This is a genomic window from Desulfoscipio sp. XC116, assembly GCF_039851975.1.
GTDB lineage: Bacteria > Bacillota > Desulfotomaculia > Desulfotomaculales > Desulfallaceae > Sporotomaculum.
On sequence record NZ_CP156660.1, the window covers coordinates 2,442,764 to 2,457,173 of the forward strand.

Genomic DNA, 14,410 nt, shown 5'->3' on the forward strand with positions numbered 1-14,410 from the left:
TTTTTTAAATCTTTTATGAGCGGTACATTTTGCCCGCAATGGTTTAGAACTATAGACAAGTTAAGCAAGGAATATTTTGCCAAGCATATAATGTTCTTTTTTTCTTATCAATAATAATGTGGTTTTTATTAAAGAAAACGACCCGATATCAGCCTATATGATGATAACCGCTGCCCTCTTTGTTATAGCGTTCCAGGGCAAGTCTAAGCAAATGATACTCACCGGCCCGCAGTTCAGGATCGTCACCGATTAAAGCTTTCGCCCAGCGGCGGGCTGTCCCCAATAAATCCCGGTCCCTTATTATATTCGCCAGCCTGAATTCAGGCATGCCGGACTGTCTGACACCGGCCATATCACCCGGTCCCCGGATTTGCAGATCTCTTTCCGCCAAATAAAACCCGTCCTGGCTGGCCTTCATAGCTTTAATGCGCTCCGCCGCCTCCCGGGAACGCAGCCTGGCCGACAAAATACAGTGCGCCTGGCTATCGCCCCGGCCCACTCGTCCTCTTAACTGATGCAGCTGCGCCAAACCAAACCGGTCGGCATCCACGATGACCATCACACTGGCATTGGGCACATCCACTCCTACTTCAATTACGGTTGTGCTGACCAGCACATCCAAATTTCCGGACCGAAATTGCTCCATTACCAGCTCCTTGTCAGATCTTTTCATGCGGCCGTGCAGCAAAGCCACCCGGCATTCATGCAGCTCACCTGCGGCCAATTGCCGGTGTAAATCCACCGCCGCCTGCAGATCCAGTTTTTCCGATTCTTCCACCAGCGGGCATACCACATAGGCCTGGCGGCCTTCGGCCACCTGGCGGGCTGCGAATTTAAACACCCTGGACAATTCCTCCGGAGCTACATAATAAGTACGCACGGGTTGCCTGCCGGGAGGCAGGGCATCAATCACCGACATATCCAAATCGCCATAAACCGTCATGGATAGGGTTCGCGGTATGGGCGTAGCCGTCATAATCAATAAATCGGGATGCACGCCTTTTTGGGGTAAATTTCCCCGCTGCCTCACGCCAAAGCGATGCTGCTCGTCGATTACCGCCACGGCCAGTTTTTTAAACTCTACATCTTTCTGCAGCAGTGCCTGAGTGCCCACAATAATGGATATTTCTCCAGCGGCAATTTGCTCCAGCAGCGCCCGGCGTTCCTTCGCCGGTACGCCACCGCTTAAGAAAGCCACCCGCACACCCAATGGAACCAATGAACGTGTCAGCGACAAGTAATGTTGTTCAGCCAACACCTCAGTGGGTGCCATAAGAGCCCCCTGCAGACCGCTTTCCACCGCCCGCAGCAGCATCAACACCGCTACCACCGTTTTGCCGGAACCCACATCACCCTGCAGCAGCCTGTTCATGGGATGAGGTCCATCCATATCCGCCATAATCTCACCCACCACCCGTCTTTGGGCGGCGGTAAGCATAAAGCCAAGGCCGGCAATATATTTTCGAGTCAGCTCGCTTACCGGTTCATAACTATGTCCCTTTTGCATACGTACTATATTGCGGCGCAGCAAAGCTAATTGCAGTTGAAATAAGAATAATTCTTCAAAAATGAAGCGCCGCCTGGCCTGTTCGGCCAAGGCATGACTGTCCGGAAAATGCACCTGTTTCAGCGCCTCGGGCAAGGCCATTAAACCTTCCTCATCCATCACCCGGCGAGGCAAAAACTCCCGGTAGCCTTGGTGCCACTGTTCCAGGGCCGCATGCACAAAAGTGCGCATCATCCGCTGGGTAACGCCGCCGGTAGACGGGTATACCGGGACAATTCGCCCGGCATGCAACGATTCGCCGTCGCCGGTGATTATTTCGTAATCCTGCACCTGCACCTCGAAATGACCGAATCCTTTGTTCAGCTTTCCACTTATGTACACACGGGTACCCGGTTTTAATAGCTTTTTGATATGTAATTGGTTAAACCACACTGCGTAAAAAACTCCCCGGGCACATTCCATTGCCGCCTTGGTAACAGTCAGTCCTTTACGGGGTTGATTATGTTGACAGCTTATCACCCGGCCCACCACAGTTACTATATCCCCGGAGTGCCGTTCAAAAGGAGAAATCAGCCGGCTTCGATCCACGTATTCTCTGGGGAAATGATACAATAATTCATGCACGGTGTATAATCCCAGGCGAGCCAACTGCCCGGCCCGGCGGGGGCCAATCATTCTTACATATTTCACTTGGGTTAGATAAGGATCTCCGTCAAACATGTTACTCATAACGCCTTTCTGTACGAGATCATTTTATTTCATTAATTAACACTACAGTACAAGCTTTCCTTGCACAGCCTGCCGATATCTGATAGAATATAAAAGTGTTGTAAAGGAGGAGGTGTTGACTATGGCCAGGAAATGCGAAATTTGTGGTAAAGGTGTTGTTGTAGGCATGAAAATCAGCCACTCCCACATCCGCACCAAAAAAACCTGGGCGCCCAATCTACAAAGGGTTAAAGCTATTATAAACGGCTCACCGCGTAGAATAATGGTATGTACCAGGTGCCTCCGCAGCGGAAAGGTTCAGCGGGCCATATAGCATTTAACAACCAAACCAAAGTGAAACAACAAAACGGCGCAAGCCGTTTTTTACTTTTATTCAGCAAGTTGGACCTAATCATTACCACAGTCTAAATACGCTGTTGGCGCCTGTAGCGGTACAAACACCAACAGCGTGAAATTACAAAATCTTTTGCAGACGGGGAGCGTCGGTCCGCCCCGGTATACGGCCTCGCTTGGCTACCGGCCTGCCGTCGATTTCCTTTATATCCATCGTCATATCAATAGCTGAAGCACCCGATATATAACTTCCCACCCCAAAGGCGTCGGCACCGGCGGCAATCAATTGGGTTATCCGCTCGGGGGTAATGCCACCGGAAACAAATATTTTCACCTGCGGATATCCGGCCTGCCGCAGACGGGCTTTCACTTCCCGCACCAATCCCGGGGTCACACCACCGCGTTCGCCGGCAGTATCCAGCCTGACACCCTGCAATTTTTCTCCCAGCGCCTCCACCAGACGAAGCGATTCTTCCGCCTCGTCTTTAAACGTATCCACAAGCATAATTACCGGCGCATCCGCAGGCATGGTTTGCTGGTAAACCCGGGCCACTTCAACCGTGTCCCCCGCAATCAACATTATCGCATGGGGCACCGTACCCCTGGGCTCTTGCCCGGCCAGTTTGGCCCCCAGTATACAACTGGCTCCGGCGGCACCGCCGACAATAGCCGCCTTCTCCATCACGGGCGCCACCGCCGGGTGCACGTGCCGCGCGCCGAAACTAATTACCGGATAGTCGCCTGCCGCCTCTCTGCATCTGCGAGCCGCGGTGGCCCAACCGCTGGAACTGGCCAGTATACCCAGCAAAGCTGTCTCATAAATGCCAAAGTCGTCATATGCGCCGGTAATACGCATAACTACTTCCTTTTCTTTGATTTCAGACCCTTCCGGTATACCCCACACTTCCGCAGGCAATCCGTTTAACAGATTTTTAACTTCTTCCACACCGGCCAAAACACCCGGCCGGCCGGCAAAAACCTCGGCGGTTACCATGGTACGATCCAGACCCATGTGGTTTAATAATTCCCTGGTGCGAATAAAATATATATCGGTAGTCAGCCCCTGAATAATTTCATCCTGATCGGCGGAAAACAACCGCTCCGGCGCTACCTTGTGTGCCGCCACCTCGGCCATATTTTGCACTGTTTGTCTTTTCATCGGCCTCACGCCCCAAGTGCTTTGTTTAAATTGGCCATTTCTATAGCAGTTACCGCCGAATCCCAGCCCTTGTTTCCCGCCTTAGTCCCCGCCCGTTCAATAGCCTGCTCAATAGTATCCGTGGTAACCACACCGAATATGGTGGGAGTACCGGTATCAAGGCCCACCTTGGCCACACCCTTGGACACCTCGGCGGCAACGTAATCAAAATGTGGAGTAGCGCCGCGAATGACCGCGCCCAGACAGATAACCGCGTCATACTTGGCCATATTTACCATGCTGCGGGCCACCATGGGTATTTCAAAGGCCCCGGGCACCCAGGCCACTTCCACATCTTGCTCGGCCACCCCGTGGCGGTATAAAGCATCAAGCGCCCCGGTAAGCAATTTATTAGTAATAAATTCATTGAAACGTCCCACTACAATACCGAATTTAAGGCCCTGTCCCACCAAATGGCCTTCATAAAACTTTGGCAACAATAATCCTCTCCTCACGTTATAAGTTGTTGTATGCATATAGGATTATATCAATTTGTATCGATTCAAGCCATGCCTTATATATTAGGAAGATTTTTTATTTACATCTTCAATAGATAACAAATGCCCCAGCTTGCGCTTTTTGGTACTGAGATAGAATCTATTTTCCCGCCCGGGGCAAATCTCTATGGGTACCCGGCCCACCACTTGCAGGCCGTGTCCTTCCAGACCGGCAATTTTTCTGGGATTATTGGTCATAAGCCTGATTTTCTTCAAACCCAAATCCGTCAATATCTGGGCGCCAATACCGTAATCCCTCAAATCAGCGGGAAAGCCCAGCGCCTCGTTAGCTTCCACTGTATCCTTGCCCTGATCTTGTAATTTATATGCTCTGATTTTGTTTACCAGGCCAATACCCCGGCCTTCCTGCCGCATATAAAGCAGCACACCGGCACCCTCATGCTCGATCATTTCCAGCGCCCGGGCCAATTGATCGCCGCAATCGCAGCGGGACGAGCCAAAGACGTCACCGGTCAGGCACTCGGAGTGCACCCTGACCAACGGTGCCTCCACACTGGACAAGTCACCCTTAACCAGGACGATATGCTCTTTTTTATCCAGCAGACTCTCGTAGCCCACCGCCATAAATTTACCGTACTTGGTAGGCAAATTGGCCGAATCCACCCGGCGGATCAGCTTCTCATGCCGGCGCCGGTACTCGATTAAATCGGCTATAGTCACTAACTTTAAGCCGTGTGTCTTACAAAACTCAATTAACTCCGGAACCCTCGCCATAGTGCCGTCTTCTTTCATAACCTCGCAAATAACCCCGGCCGGGTATAAGCCGGCCAGGCGCATTAAATCCACCGCCGCTTCGGTGTGCCCGGCCCGCCGCAGCACACCGCCCTCTTTGGCCCGCAGCGGGAAAATATGCCCCGGCCGTCTAAGATCCTCGGGTTTGGTACTAGGGTCGATTAACGCACGCACAGTGGCCGCCCGTTCATGAGCCGAAATTCCGGTGCTGGTATCCTTATAATCCACGGACACGGTAAAAGCAGTACCATGCGCATCGGTATTATGAGTAACCATGGCCGGCAGATCAAGCTCGTCCAGCCTGGCCCCGGACATGGGCACGCATATTAGTCCCCTGCCATAGGTGGCCATAAAATTAACAGCCTCCGGGGTGGACTTTTCGGCCGCCATAATAATATCCCCTTCATTTTCCCGGTCCTCATCATCGACCACCACTATCATTTTACCTTGCCTGATATTTTCAATAGCTTCCTCAATAGTACTGAATATCATTTTTGTCATCCTTCCGTTGATTAATTACAGGCGGCCAATAAGTTTATATAAACCCGTGTTCCGCCAATAAGTCCGCGGTAATGCCGCGCTGTGTCGTTTTTTCACTTTCGTTTTCCTTACGCCCGGCAACACCCATCCAGCGCTCCACGTATTTACCAATCATGTCTCCTTCCAGGTTAACCTGATCTCCGGGTTTCTTCCCCCCTAATACAGTGGCATGCGCGGTATGTGGTATTAGGGACACTCTAAATGATTCATCATTATGATCCACCACCGTCAGGCTGGTACCATCCACCGCCACCGACCCCTTTTTAATAATATAGCGCATTACCGACGCCGGTGCGGCTATGGTTATCAAAATGGCGATATCATGCTTTTCCACCTTGGAGATTGTCCCTACGCCGTCAATATGACCGCTGACCAAGTGTCCTCCCAGCCGGTCACCGAGCCGCAGCGCCCTTTCCAGGTTAACCCGATCACCCGACTGCAGTGCTCCCAGATTGGTTTTAGCCAGCGTTTCAGCCATAACATCAGCGGTAAACGCCCCTATATCATATGCGGTTACCGTAAGACAAACACCGTTGACAGCAATACTGTCACCAATCCGCATACCGTCCATAACAAGCCCCGCCTTGATCTTGAGCCTGGCTGAGTCCGCGCCCCGGCGCAGCGAAATCAGATGTCCTTTTTCCTCTACTAATCCGGTAAACATTTTAATCACTCCGTTTGACCGTATAACCTTCTATACAAATATCTTCCCCATAACGGCGCAACTTAATATCTCTGATTGACAGCGCCTCCCGCAAAGCGATTATACCCGGACCGCCCACCGGACCGGGTGCACTTGAGCCTCCGATCAGCTTGGGAGCTATAAACCAATATACCTTGTCCGCCAGACCGGCTGTAATAAACGAACCGTTAACGCGGGCACCTCCTTCCACCAATACACTGGTGATTTCACGCCGCCCCATTTCCCGCAGCAATGCCGCCGGCTCAATACCGCCCTCGCCACCGGACACCTCCAAAATTTGGACACCGGCTTCCTTTAGCAGCCGCACCTTCTCCGGCGGCGCTCCGGACGTAGTCGCTATAATCGTGGGAGCTGCGGAAGACCGGTTAATTACCCGGGCGTTTATTGGCGTGCGAGCCTTGGAATCAAGGATTATTCTGATCGGGTCCTTACCGCCGCCATCCGGCAATCTGGCGGTAAGCGACGGGTCATCAGCCAGCACGGTGCCCACCCCCACCAAAATAGCATCATACCTATCCCGCAGCCGGTGGACATATTCCCTTGCCTTTGCACCGGTAATCCACTGGGATTCCCCTTTAACCGTGGCGATTTTGCCATCCAGACTCATAGCGGTTTTCAATACCACGTAGGGTAAACGGGTGGTGATGTATTTAATAAACACCTCATTGAGCCGGCGGGCGTCCTCTTCCAGCACACCACATTCCACCTGTACACCGGCGTCTTTTAATTTTTGAACACCTTTGCCCGCCACCAGCGGATTGGGATCGGTCATAGCCAATACCACCCGGCTGATGCCGGCTTTAATTATCGCATCGGTGCAAGGCCCGGTGCGACCGTGGTGACAGCAGGGCTCCAAGGTAACATATAAAATTGCCCCTTCGGCACATTCCCCCGCTTCATTAAGTGCGTGCACCTCGGCATGCGGCGTACCGGCCCGGGCGTGATAACCCCGGCCCACCACCCGGTCGTTTTTGACCGCCACGGCACCCACCATGGGATTGGGACTGGTGCGCCCGGCAGCCCCGGCTGCCAATGCCAAAGCCATTTGCATGTAATATTGATCCCCGGCACTCAATTATTCACCTTCTTACCTGTAAACATTATATTAGGCCCGTTATTCCTTCGGCCTGCGCATTAAAACTAAAAAACCCCGAAGAATAATAATTTCTTCAGGGCGGCAAACAAGCGTTAACAAGCACATTCTGCCTCTCCCGAAGCAAAATGAACCCAATAAATTAATAACCTTCTCCCATCCAGACTTTACTGTCGGCTCCGGAATTGCGCCGGATCAGCCCCTTGGGGCTCGCGGGCTCGGATGTAACCTTACCGCCGGTACGGAATTTCACCAGTCCCTGAAGGTATATATTATTTTACGTTAATTATATTAACATGCATAATGTATGTCAATATTCATTATAAGTTATCAGCAAAAGCACTGATTTATTTTTATTCTGCAAATTGATAACCGTTCTAATGTGGACAATTAAACTACTGTTTGATAGAATAAAGTAACGATCCGACAACTTTTGCATTTATATTAATTTGCCGCCATACCAAAACTCCCGCTCGCGTGGCTGACAAACATGTACCGTGTGCCCTTATAAATGGCTATGCGGCAGGACAAGCGGCCACAATGCAATACAAACGAATATGTTTACCAAATAAATTATACTGTCTATTGCGAAAGGCTGAATGCTAATGTCTAAAGTAACCGTTGAAAATCTGGTTAAAATTTTTGGCGACCATCCAAGTCGCGCATTAAAAATGCTGCAGCAGGGGAAAAGCAAGGAAGAAATACTGGAGTCCACCAAACACACCGTTGGTGTTTATAACGTATCATTTCAGGTTCGGGAAGGGGAAACCTTCGTATTAATGGGCCTGTCCGGCAGCGGCAAATCCACGCTGCTGCGCTGTATCAACCGCCTTATTGAGCCTACCGGCGGACAAGTGCTCATTGACGGCGAGGAATTAACGGGTGTCGATGAAAATAAGCTAAGAGAAATACGGCGTCAAAAACTGGGTATGGTTTTCCAGCGTTTTGCCCTGTTCCCGCACCGCACCGTGGTGGATAATGTGGCTTTTGGATTGGAAATTCAAGGATTAAGTAAAGAGGAACGCCTGACCAAAGCCCGTCAGGTGCTGGAGGTGGTGGGTTTAAAGGAATGGGAGAACAGCTCGCCCGCCCAGCTTAGCGGAGGCATGCAGCAAAGAGTAGGACTGGCCCGGGCGCTGGCCAGCGATCCCGATATTCTATTAATGGACGAAGCTTTTAGCGCGCTTGACCCGCTGATCAGAAAAGGTATGCAGGATGAATTGCTGTCTTTACAGGCTACATTAAACAAAACCATTATTTTTGTCACCCATGATTTGGACGAGGCACTAAAAATAGGCGACCGTATTGCGCTGATGAAAGATGGCGCCATCATCCAAATCGGTACTCCGGAAGAAATACTGACCAACCCGGCCAATGACTATGTGGAAAAGTTTGTCGAAGATGTGGACATGTCCAAAGTACTCACTGCCGAAGGGGTCATGAAAAAACCCGATGTATTTATTACACCTAAAGACGGTCCGCGCACAGCCATGCGCAGAATGCGGGAAAATGGCATTTCCAGTATATTTATGGTTAGCCGGGACAAGCGATTGAACGGACTGGTAATGGCTGAAGACGCCCTTAAGGCAGCTGAGGAACACAAGGAAAACCTTGACGATATTATCCTAAAAGATACTCCCCGGGTGTCCCCCGACACCCCGCTGACGGAATTAATTCCGCTGGTGGCCGAATCCAGATATCCCATAGCGGTCGTAGACGAACAAAATTATCTGCGAGGGATTATCGTACGGGGTTCCGTACTGGCCGGTATGGTCCGAAAGGGGGAAAACGGAACTGATGCTGCCTAAAATATACATTGGACAATGGGTTGATGCTTTAGTGGTATGGGCCACTAACAACCTTACGCCGCTTTTTGACGCTATTGTGGTGGTCATACAATTCATAGTAGGCAATCTGGCATTAGCGTTAACTTCCTCTCCCCCCTGGGCTGTTATTATTTTATCAATACCGCTGGTTTGGTTCTTGTCAAACTGGAAGACCGCCCTCGGCACATCCCTTGGTTTACTGCTTATATATGACCTGAAAATATGGGAACCTTCCATGAACACCCTGGCCATGGTTATTTCCGCCACAATAGTGGCCCTGCTCCTGGGCATACCGCTGGGTATCTGGTCGGCCCGCAGCAACACCGCACATAAGATTATTATGCCGGTACTGGATTTTATGCAGACCATGCCGCCATTTGTATACCTGATTCCGGCGGTACTTTTTTTTGGCACCGGCTCGGTGCCGGGACTGATTGCCACAGTGGTTTTTGCCATGCCTCCCGCCATCCGGCTGACCGGCCTGGGTATCCGGCAGGTGCCCGTGGAACTGGTGGAAGCCGCGGAAGCGTTTGGTTCCACTGAATTTCAAAAATTAGTCAAGGTACAGCTGCCCGTGGCCATGCCCACCATTATGGCAGGCATCAACCAGTGCATTATGCTGTCCCTATCCATGGTGGTTATCGCCGCCATGATCGGAGCCGGCGGTCTGGGTTCGGAAGTATTGCGCGGCATTCAGCGTCTGGATATACCCGTGGGCTTTGAAGGCGGTCTGGCTATTGTGATTATCGCTATCATACTGGACCGGATTACCCAAGGCTTTGGCAAGAGGAACAGCCAGTGACAATAAGGAGATATTATAAACTTAACCTGGTATATAGCCTTGCTAAAAAAGTATGTTCATCGGCGTGTTATGAAGGGATTAATAAAAAGGAGGAGATATAAGTAATGAGAAAGTCATTCAAATTATTGCCGCTGGCGGCAGCACTGGTACTGCTAACAGCTGTGCTGTTCGGTTGCGGCGGCGGTGGAGGCGGCGGCACGCAGGGTAAAATCGTGGGCATTGAGCCTGGAGCAGGGATTATGAGCGCCACGGAAAAAGCCGTTGAAGAATATGGGCTGGACTACCAACTGCAGGACAGCAGCAGCGCAGCTATGGCCGCATCTCTCCAAAAAGCCATTAACAATAAAGAATGGATCGTGGTAACCGGATGGACGCCACACTGGAAATTTGCCAAGTGGGACCTTAAATACCTGGATGACCCCAAAAAAGTTTACGGCGGTGAAGAGCATGTCGCCACCATCGTGCGCACCGGCTTAAAGGATGATATGCCGGAAGTCTATGCAATGCTGGATAATTTTTATTGGACCCCCGCTGACATGGAAGCTGTTATGCTTGACATCCAGGACGGCATGACCCCGGATGAGGCGGCCGACCAATGGATTCGGGACAATCAAGAGGAAGTTAATAAGTGGATACCCGAACAGCAAGCCGCCGAAAAAGGTACAGTAACCCTGGGCTATGTTGAATGGGACTCCGAAGTTGCCAGTACCCACGTGGTAAAGAATGTTTTGGAGGACATGGGCTATGAAGTTAATGCGGTTTCCGTGGATGCCGGAATTATGTGGACAAGTATCGGCACCGGTGAATATGACGCTATTGTTTCAGCCTGGCTGCCCGGGACCCATGGTGATTATTACAACAAAGTAAAAGACAAAGTAGTAAACCTGGGACCCAACCTGGAAGGAGCTAGAATAGGCCTGGTGGTGCCGGCTTACGTAACCATAGATTCCATAGAAGAGTTGAACGATGTGAAAGACAAATTCCAATAAACAGTTTAAGGGTGGCCTACGGGCCGCCTTTTCATTAATTGGCAAAGCGTAACTTTAAGCAGACCGGTCAATGAGCTTTTTAGTTAATATGAGATTGCCACGTCGCTTCGCTCCTTGCAATGACGCACTCCAGGCATCCGCAGGTTGTATTCATAGCAATGACAAGATTAAACTGTATTTAAAAGCTCCCTTAGGATATTTCGGGCTTACTTAAGCTGCCTCTGTATTTATGCAAATCTGCAATCATGCCGTTTATACGATCAATGCTAGCTTTACTTTTCCAGTATCCCTGCGCATCGGTGCACCGGTTCAGGCAGCCATAAAGCACACTAAGACGCAGATGCAGCCTCCGCGGCAAAAGAGCTACATCACCGCCCAGCTTATGCCAGGCTTCGGTAAAAAAAATGCTCTCCCCGGCATGTTTGTGATGGTTATCGTATAGCTCGCCATTACCCGCTGCCAGATCATTGATGATAGACCGATTTTTTTTAAGCTCCTCCAACAGTTCATCTATGACAAAAAGCCTTTTCTCGGTAACCTCCTGCACCCTGATTACCTGGTAATACCACACTGTAACAATTACACCCAGCAACGTCAGCAGCCCGCCCAAAGCGGCCTCATTAAAGCCTCTGGCAAACTCCGGCGTATTAACATGCTCACCGAGAGCATCAAACAAACTGGGGAAAACATTGGAAAGCCACTCCCAGTTGGCCATAATCACAATCAGTTTTCTATTTAAAGACAGTATTATCCATATAATAACCGGGCTAAATATCATGAGCAGGCAAATTAAAAGCCTTTTAACAAATCGAAGCATTTTGCGCAATAAGCGGTTGGCCATAGTCACCATTATTTTCTTAAAATGCTGTGTTTTTGATAGATTACATTCGTTCATTCAGTCACCCCAAAGGCATATAAAGCCATACAGCCATGACGGATAAAACTTTTTTGAAAAAAAATGCCACCGTATATTAACCGGCGGCATTTTTATAATATCCACAATCACCTTTTTTATCCCTATCGTAAAAGTTTTAACCTTTCATCTTAGAAATAGCGTCTTTGATTTCCGTAATGGAAGCCTCCTCCTCAATCGTGGACAGGTCGCCCAGTTCCTTGCCGACCCAGAGAGTCTTCATAACCCGGCGCATAATTTTACCGCTGCGGGTCTTGGGCAGTGTGCCTACAAACTGGATATCCCGCATCACCACGATAGCCCCCATGGTATTGCGTACGTGGGCAATCAGTTCCTTCCTCATATCTTCAGTAGAGTCATAGCCTTGCTTAAGCACCACAAAGGCGCAGGCCACTTCACCTCTCAATTCGTCGGGCACGCCGGACACCCCGGCCTCAACAACTGCCGGGTGGGAAATAAGGGCGCTTTCCACCTCCACAGTACCGATACGGTGCGCGGCTATCTTAATTACCTCGTCGGAACGACCGGCAAAGAAAATATATCCGTCTTCATCCATATGAGCAGCGTCACCGCAGAGGTATTTGCCCATCGTAATAGGCAGGCGCTCCCAGTAGTTTAACTTATACCCTTCAACATCGCCCCACAGTGTGGATACCAACCCCGGGAACGGTTTTTTAATAACTACAAGGCCTTTTTCGCCGGGCGCCAGGGGCTTGCCGTCTTTTTCATCAAGCACCTCGGCCACCACACCGGGTACCGGTATATGGGCCGAGCCGGGTTTAATGGGTATTAAGCCCAGACCGTACGGATTAGCGAAAATAGGGCCGGAGGTCTCAGTCTGCCACATATGATCCATTACCGGAACCTTGTTCTCAAATACCTGCTCTTGCAACCAGGACCAAGCCGGCGGGTTCAATACTTCACCGGCGACGAATATTCTTGTTACGGAGCTTAAATCATGTTTGCGGGGCTCGTCAATGCCCAGGCGCATTAATCCCCGCACCCCGGTGGGAGACAGCCACAGCGCGGTAGCTTTATTGCGCGAAGCCACGGACCACCACATGTCCTTGTTGGGGTAATCCGGAGTCCCCTCGTAGAGCACAGTGGTGCAACCCGTCAACAGGGGACCGTATACATTGTAACTGTGTCCCACGATCCACCCGATATCGGATGTGCAGAACCAAACATCGCTTTCCTTAAGGCCATAAATCCACTGACCCATACTATAGATATAAATTTGGTAACCGCCGTGCTTCTGTACCGTTACTTTCGGCTTGGCAGTGGTACCGGAAGTCGGCAATAAGAACAGCGGATCATTGGCATCCATAATTTCATAAGTATCGCTTTGGCCCTCTCCACCAGTCAAGAATTCTTCCCAATACATATCACGCCCGACCGTCATGGAATACCCCTGCCCGGCGCTTTTCTTCAACACGACCACTTTTTTAATTAAATCGGGCGGACACTTGGCAATTCCTTCGTCAACAATAGGCTTTAACGGCACCGGCTTGCCCCGCCGGCAGCTCTCATCTTGAGCAAGAATATAGTTGGCGCCGGATATTTGCAGCCGATCGGCCACAGCACTGGAAGAAAAACCGGCAAAAATAACCACGTGGATAGCGCCTACCCGGGCACAAGCCAGCATTGAGGCTACCGACTCAACCCCGGCCGGCATGTAAATAGCTACCCGATCACCTTTTTTAACCCCCAAGCCGCGCAGCGCCCTGGTATATTGTTTAACCAAATCAAACAACTGAGCATAAGTGACGGCCCTGATCTCACCCGTTTCCCCTGATTCAGCTATAATAGCGGCCCGACCGGCCCGACCCTTTTCTATATTATAATCCAGGCAGTTATAGCTAATATTGGTTTGTCCACCAACAAACCACTGGAAGGTGGGATATTCCCAATTAAAAGCCTTATCCCATTTTTTAAACCACTTAACTTCACTCATCGCCTGCTCGGCGGCATATCCCCAAAATCCTTCCGTGTCTTCAGCCGCCCAGTCCATAAATTTTTGTACACTTGGCGGTATCAGCCCGGTGCCGACTTTTTTTTGTTCCATCTTTTATAATTCCCCCTAATTATTTATTTAATAAATATAATGAAATTTGGCATAGAGTTTATTACATCTAGCGGCGGACAAGTACCTATCCCCCTTTGCGCGTTTGAATTTTCTAAATTCATATTATTTTCATTTTATTACAACAACGCCGGTATCATAAATATATTGCCGCTGGAATGCAAAAATTCATCGCCCAACGGTTAATAAGGTTATTAAAAAGAACTCCCTTGCTAAAAACAAAAAGGAGTTCTTTTTAATAACTTATTGATTTATACTGTCCTGCGCTTCCACTGCCGTTAACTGCGGTTCATCAAGTTCTTTGCGTTCGGTGTCGGCCGACTTTTTATAATCCCGGGCCTTTTTTTCGATGTCTTTAAAACCCATCACCAATACCCCCTTGTTTATTTGGGGGTATTATTTACCAAAAGAAAATATGCTATACATAATTGCACATTATTTTCC

Annotated in this window: 13 protein-coding genes and 1 riboswitch; of the genes, 4 read left to right on the plus strand and 9 right to left on the minus strand. The window is 49.9% G+C overall.

Annotation, left to right across the window (positions count from 1 at the left end; all coding sequences use genetic code 11):
- Nucleotides 1–148: 148 nt before the first annotated feature.
- Entirely contained in the window at nt 149–2,227 is a 2,079-nt protein-coding gene (recG, locus tag ABDB91_RS11750; RefSeq protein WP_347487905.1) for an ATP-dependent DNA helicase RecG, read from the minus strand.
- Between the two features lie 130 nt (nt 2,228–2,357).
- Here recG and rpmB point away from each other — a divergent pair, with 130 nt between their 5' ends.
- Nucleotides 2,358–2,549 (plus strand): 50S ribosomal protein L28, encoded by a 192-nt coding sequence (gene rpmB, locus ABDB91_RS11755; protein ID WP_347487906.1) that lies wholly within the window; start codon nt 2,358–2,360, stop codon nt 2,547–2,549.
- A 141-nt stretch (nt 2,550–2,690) separates the two neighbouring features.
- Here the strand turns inward: rpmB and ABDB91_RS11760 are convergent, their stop codons facing one another.
- The 5 genes from ABDB91_RS11760 to ribD all read right to left on the minus strand — a co-directional run bounded on the left by ABDB91_RS11760 (nt 2,691) and on the right by ribD (nt 7,335).
- Complete coding sequence (locus ABDB91_RS11760) at nt 2,691–3,728, minus strand: nicotinate phosphoribosyltransferase (protein ID WP_347487907.1); 1,038 nt, start codon at nt 3,726–3,728, stop codon at nt 2,691–2,693.
- A gap of 5 nt (nt 3,729–3,733) precedes the next feature.
- Entirely contained in the window at nt 3,734–4,204 is a 471-nt protein-coding gene (gene ribE / locus ABDB91_RS11765) for a 6,7-dimethyl-8-ribityllumazine synthase (RefSeq protein ID WP_347487908.1), read from the minus strand.
- A gap of 84 nt (nt 4,205–4,288) precedes the next feature.
- Nucleotides 4,289–5,509 (minus strand): bifunctional 3,4-dihydroxy-2-butanone-4-phosphate synthase/GTP cyclohydrolase II, encoded by a 1,221-nt coding sequence (locus ABDB91_RS11770; RefSeq protein ID WP_347487909.1) that lies wholly within the window; start codon nt 5,507–5,509, stop codon nt 4,289–4,291.
- Between the two features lie 43 nt (nt 5,510–5,552).
- On the minus strand, nt 5,553–6,221 hold the full coding sequence (locus ABDB91_RS11775) for a riboflavin synthase (RefSeq protein WP_347487910.1): 669 nt from the start codon (nt 6,219–6,221) through the stop codon (nt 5,553–5,555).
- Nucleotide 6,222: 1 nt separating this feature from the next.
- Complete coding sequence (gene ribD, locus ABDB91_RS11780) at nt 6,223–7,335, minus strand: bifunctional diaminohydroxyphosphoribosylaminopyrimidine deaminase/5-amino-6-(5-phosphoribosylamino)uracil reductase RibD (RefSeq protein WP_347487911.1); 1,113 nt, start codon at nt 7,333–7,335, stop codon at nt 6,223–6,225.
- Nucleotides 7,336–7,497: 162 nt separating this feature from the next.
- Nucleotides 7,498–7,624: riboswitch (FMN riboswitch) on the minus strand.
- 334 nt (nt 7,625–7,958) lie between these two features.
- On the opposite strand from ribD, the gene ABDB91_RS11785 reads away from it, so the two are divergent.
- The 3 genes from ABDB91_RS11785 to ABDB91_RS11795 all read left to right on the plus strand — a co-directional run bounded on the left by ABDB91_RS11785 (nt 7,959) and on the right by ABDB91_RS11795 (nt 10,970).
- Nucleotides 7,959–9,161: a glycine betaine/L-proline ABC transporter ATP-binding protein gene (locus tag ABDB91_RS11785; protein ID WP_347487912.1), complete on the plus strand. Its 1,203-nt coding sequence runs from the start codon at nt 7,959–7,961 to the stop codon at nt 9,159–9,161.
- Nucleotides 9,151–9,981 (plus strand): proline/glycine betaine ABC transporter permease, encoded by an 831-nt coding sequence (locus ABDB91_RS11790; protein ID WP_347487913.1) that lies wholly within the window; start codon nt 9,151–9,153, stop codon nt 9,979–9,981. Before ABDB91_RS11785 ends, ABDB91_RS11790 begins: the two co-directional genes overlap by 11 nt.
- A 104-nt stretch (nt 9,982–10,085) precedes the next feature.
- Nucleotides 10,086–10,970 carry a glycine betaine ABC transporter substrate-binding protein gene (locus ABDB91_RS11795; protein WP_347487914.1) on the plus strand — a complete coding sequence of 295 codons (885 nt, stop codon included), beginning with the start codon at nt 10,086–10,088 and terminating at the stop codon, nt 10,968–10,970.
- Nucleotides 10,971–11,160: 190 nt separating this feature from the next.
- Here the strand turns inward: ABDB91_RS11795 and ABDB91_RS11800 are convergent, their stop codons facing one another.
- The 3 genes from ABDB91_RS11800 to ABDB91_RS11810 form a co-directional block, all read right to left on the minus strand.
- Complete coding sequence (locus tag ABDB91_RS11800) at nt 11,161–11,865, minus strand: hypothetical protein (RefSeq protein ID WP_347487915.1); 705 nt, start codon at nt 11,863–11,865, stop codon at nt 11,161–11,163.
- Between the two features lie 136 nt (nt 11,866–12,001).
- The gene (locus ABDB91_RS11805) at nt 12,002–13,948 is read right to left on the minus strand and encodes an acetate--CoA ligase (protein ID WP_347487916.1); all 1,947 of its coding nucleotides are present in this window, start codon (nt 13,946–13,948) and stop codon (nt 12,002–12,004) included.
- Nucleotides 13,949–14,209: 261 nt separating this feature from the next.
- On the minus strand, nt 14,210–14,332 hold the full coding sequence (locus ABDB91_RS11810; RefSeq protein ID WP_347487917.1) for a hypothetical protein: 123 nt from the start codon (nt 14,330–14,332) through the stop codon (nt 14,210–14,212).
- Nucleotides 14,333–14,410 lie beyond the last annotated feature (78 nt).

Bases quoted from the DNA above. Each gene is read 5' to 3' on its own strand.
- rpmB (WP_347487906.1), top strand. From the start codon at position 2,358: ATGGCCAGGAAATGCGAAATTTGTGGTAAAGGTGTTGTTGTAGGCATG.
- ABDB91_RS11805 (WP_347487916.1), bottom strand. From the start codon at position 13,948: ATGGAACAAAAAAAAGTCGGCACCGGGCTGATACCGCCAAGTGTACAA.
- ABDB91_RS11795 (WP_347487914.1), top strand. From the start codon at position 10,086: ATGAGAAAGTCATTCAAATTATTGCCGCTGGCGGCAGCACTGGTACTG.
- ABDB91_RS11785 (WP_347487912.1), top strand. From the start codon at position 7,959: ATGTCTAAAGTAACCGTTGAAAATCTGGTTAAAATTTTTGGCGACCAT.
- ABDB91_RS11800 (WP_347487915.1), bottom strand. From the start codon at position 11,865: ATGAACGAATGTAATCTATCAAAAACACAGCATTTTAAGAAAATAATG.
- ABDB91_RS11775 (WP_347487910.1), bottom strand. From the start codon at position 6,221: ATGTTTACCGGATTAGTAGAGGAAAAAGGACATCTGATTTCGCTGCGC.
- ABDB91_RS11760 (WP_347487907.1), bottom strand. From the start codon at position 3,728: ATGAAAAGACAAACAGTGCAAAATATGGCCGAGGTGGCGGCACACAAG.
- recG (WP_347487905.1), bottom strand. From the start codon at position 2,227: ATGTTTGACGGAGATCCTTATCTAACCCAAGTGAAATATGTAAGAATG.
- ABDB91_RS11810 (WP_347487917.1), bottom strand. From the start codon at position 14,332: ATGGGTTTTAAAGACATCGAAAAAAAGGCCCGGGATTATAAAAAGTCG.
- ABDB91_RS11770 (WP_347487909.1), bottom strand. From the start codon at position 5,509: ATGATATTCAGTACTATTGAGGAAGCTATTGAAAATATCAGGCAAGGT.
- ABDB91_RS11790 (WP_347487913.1), top strand. From the start codon at position 9,151: ATGCTGCCTAAAATATACATTGGACAATGGGTTGATGCTTTAGTGGTA.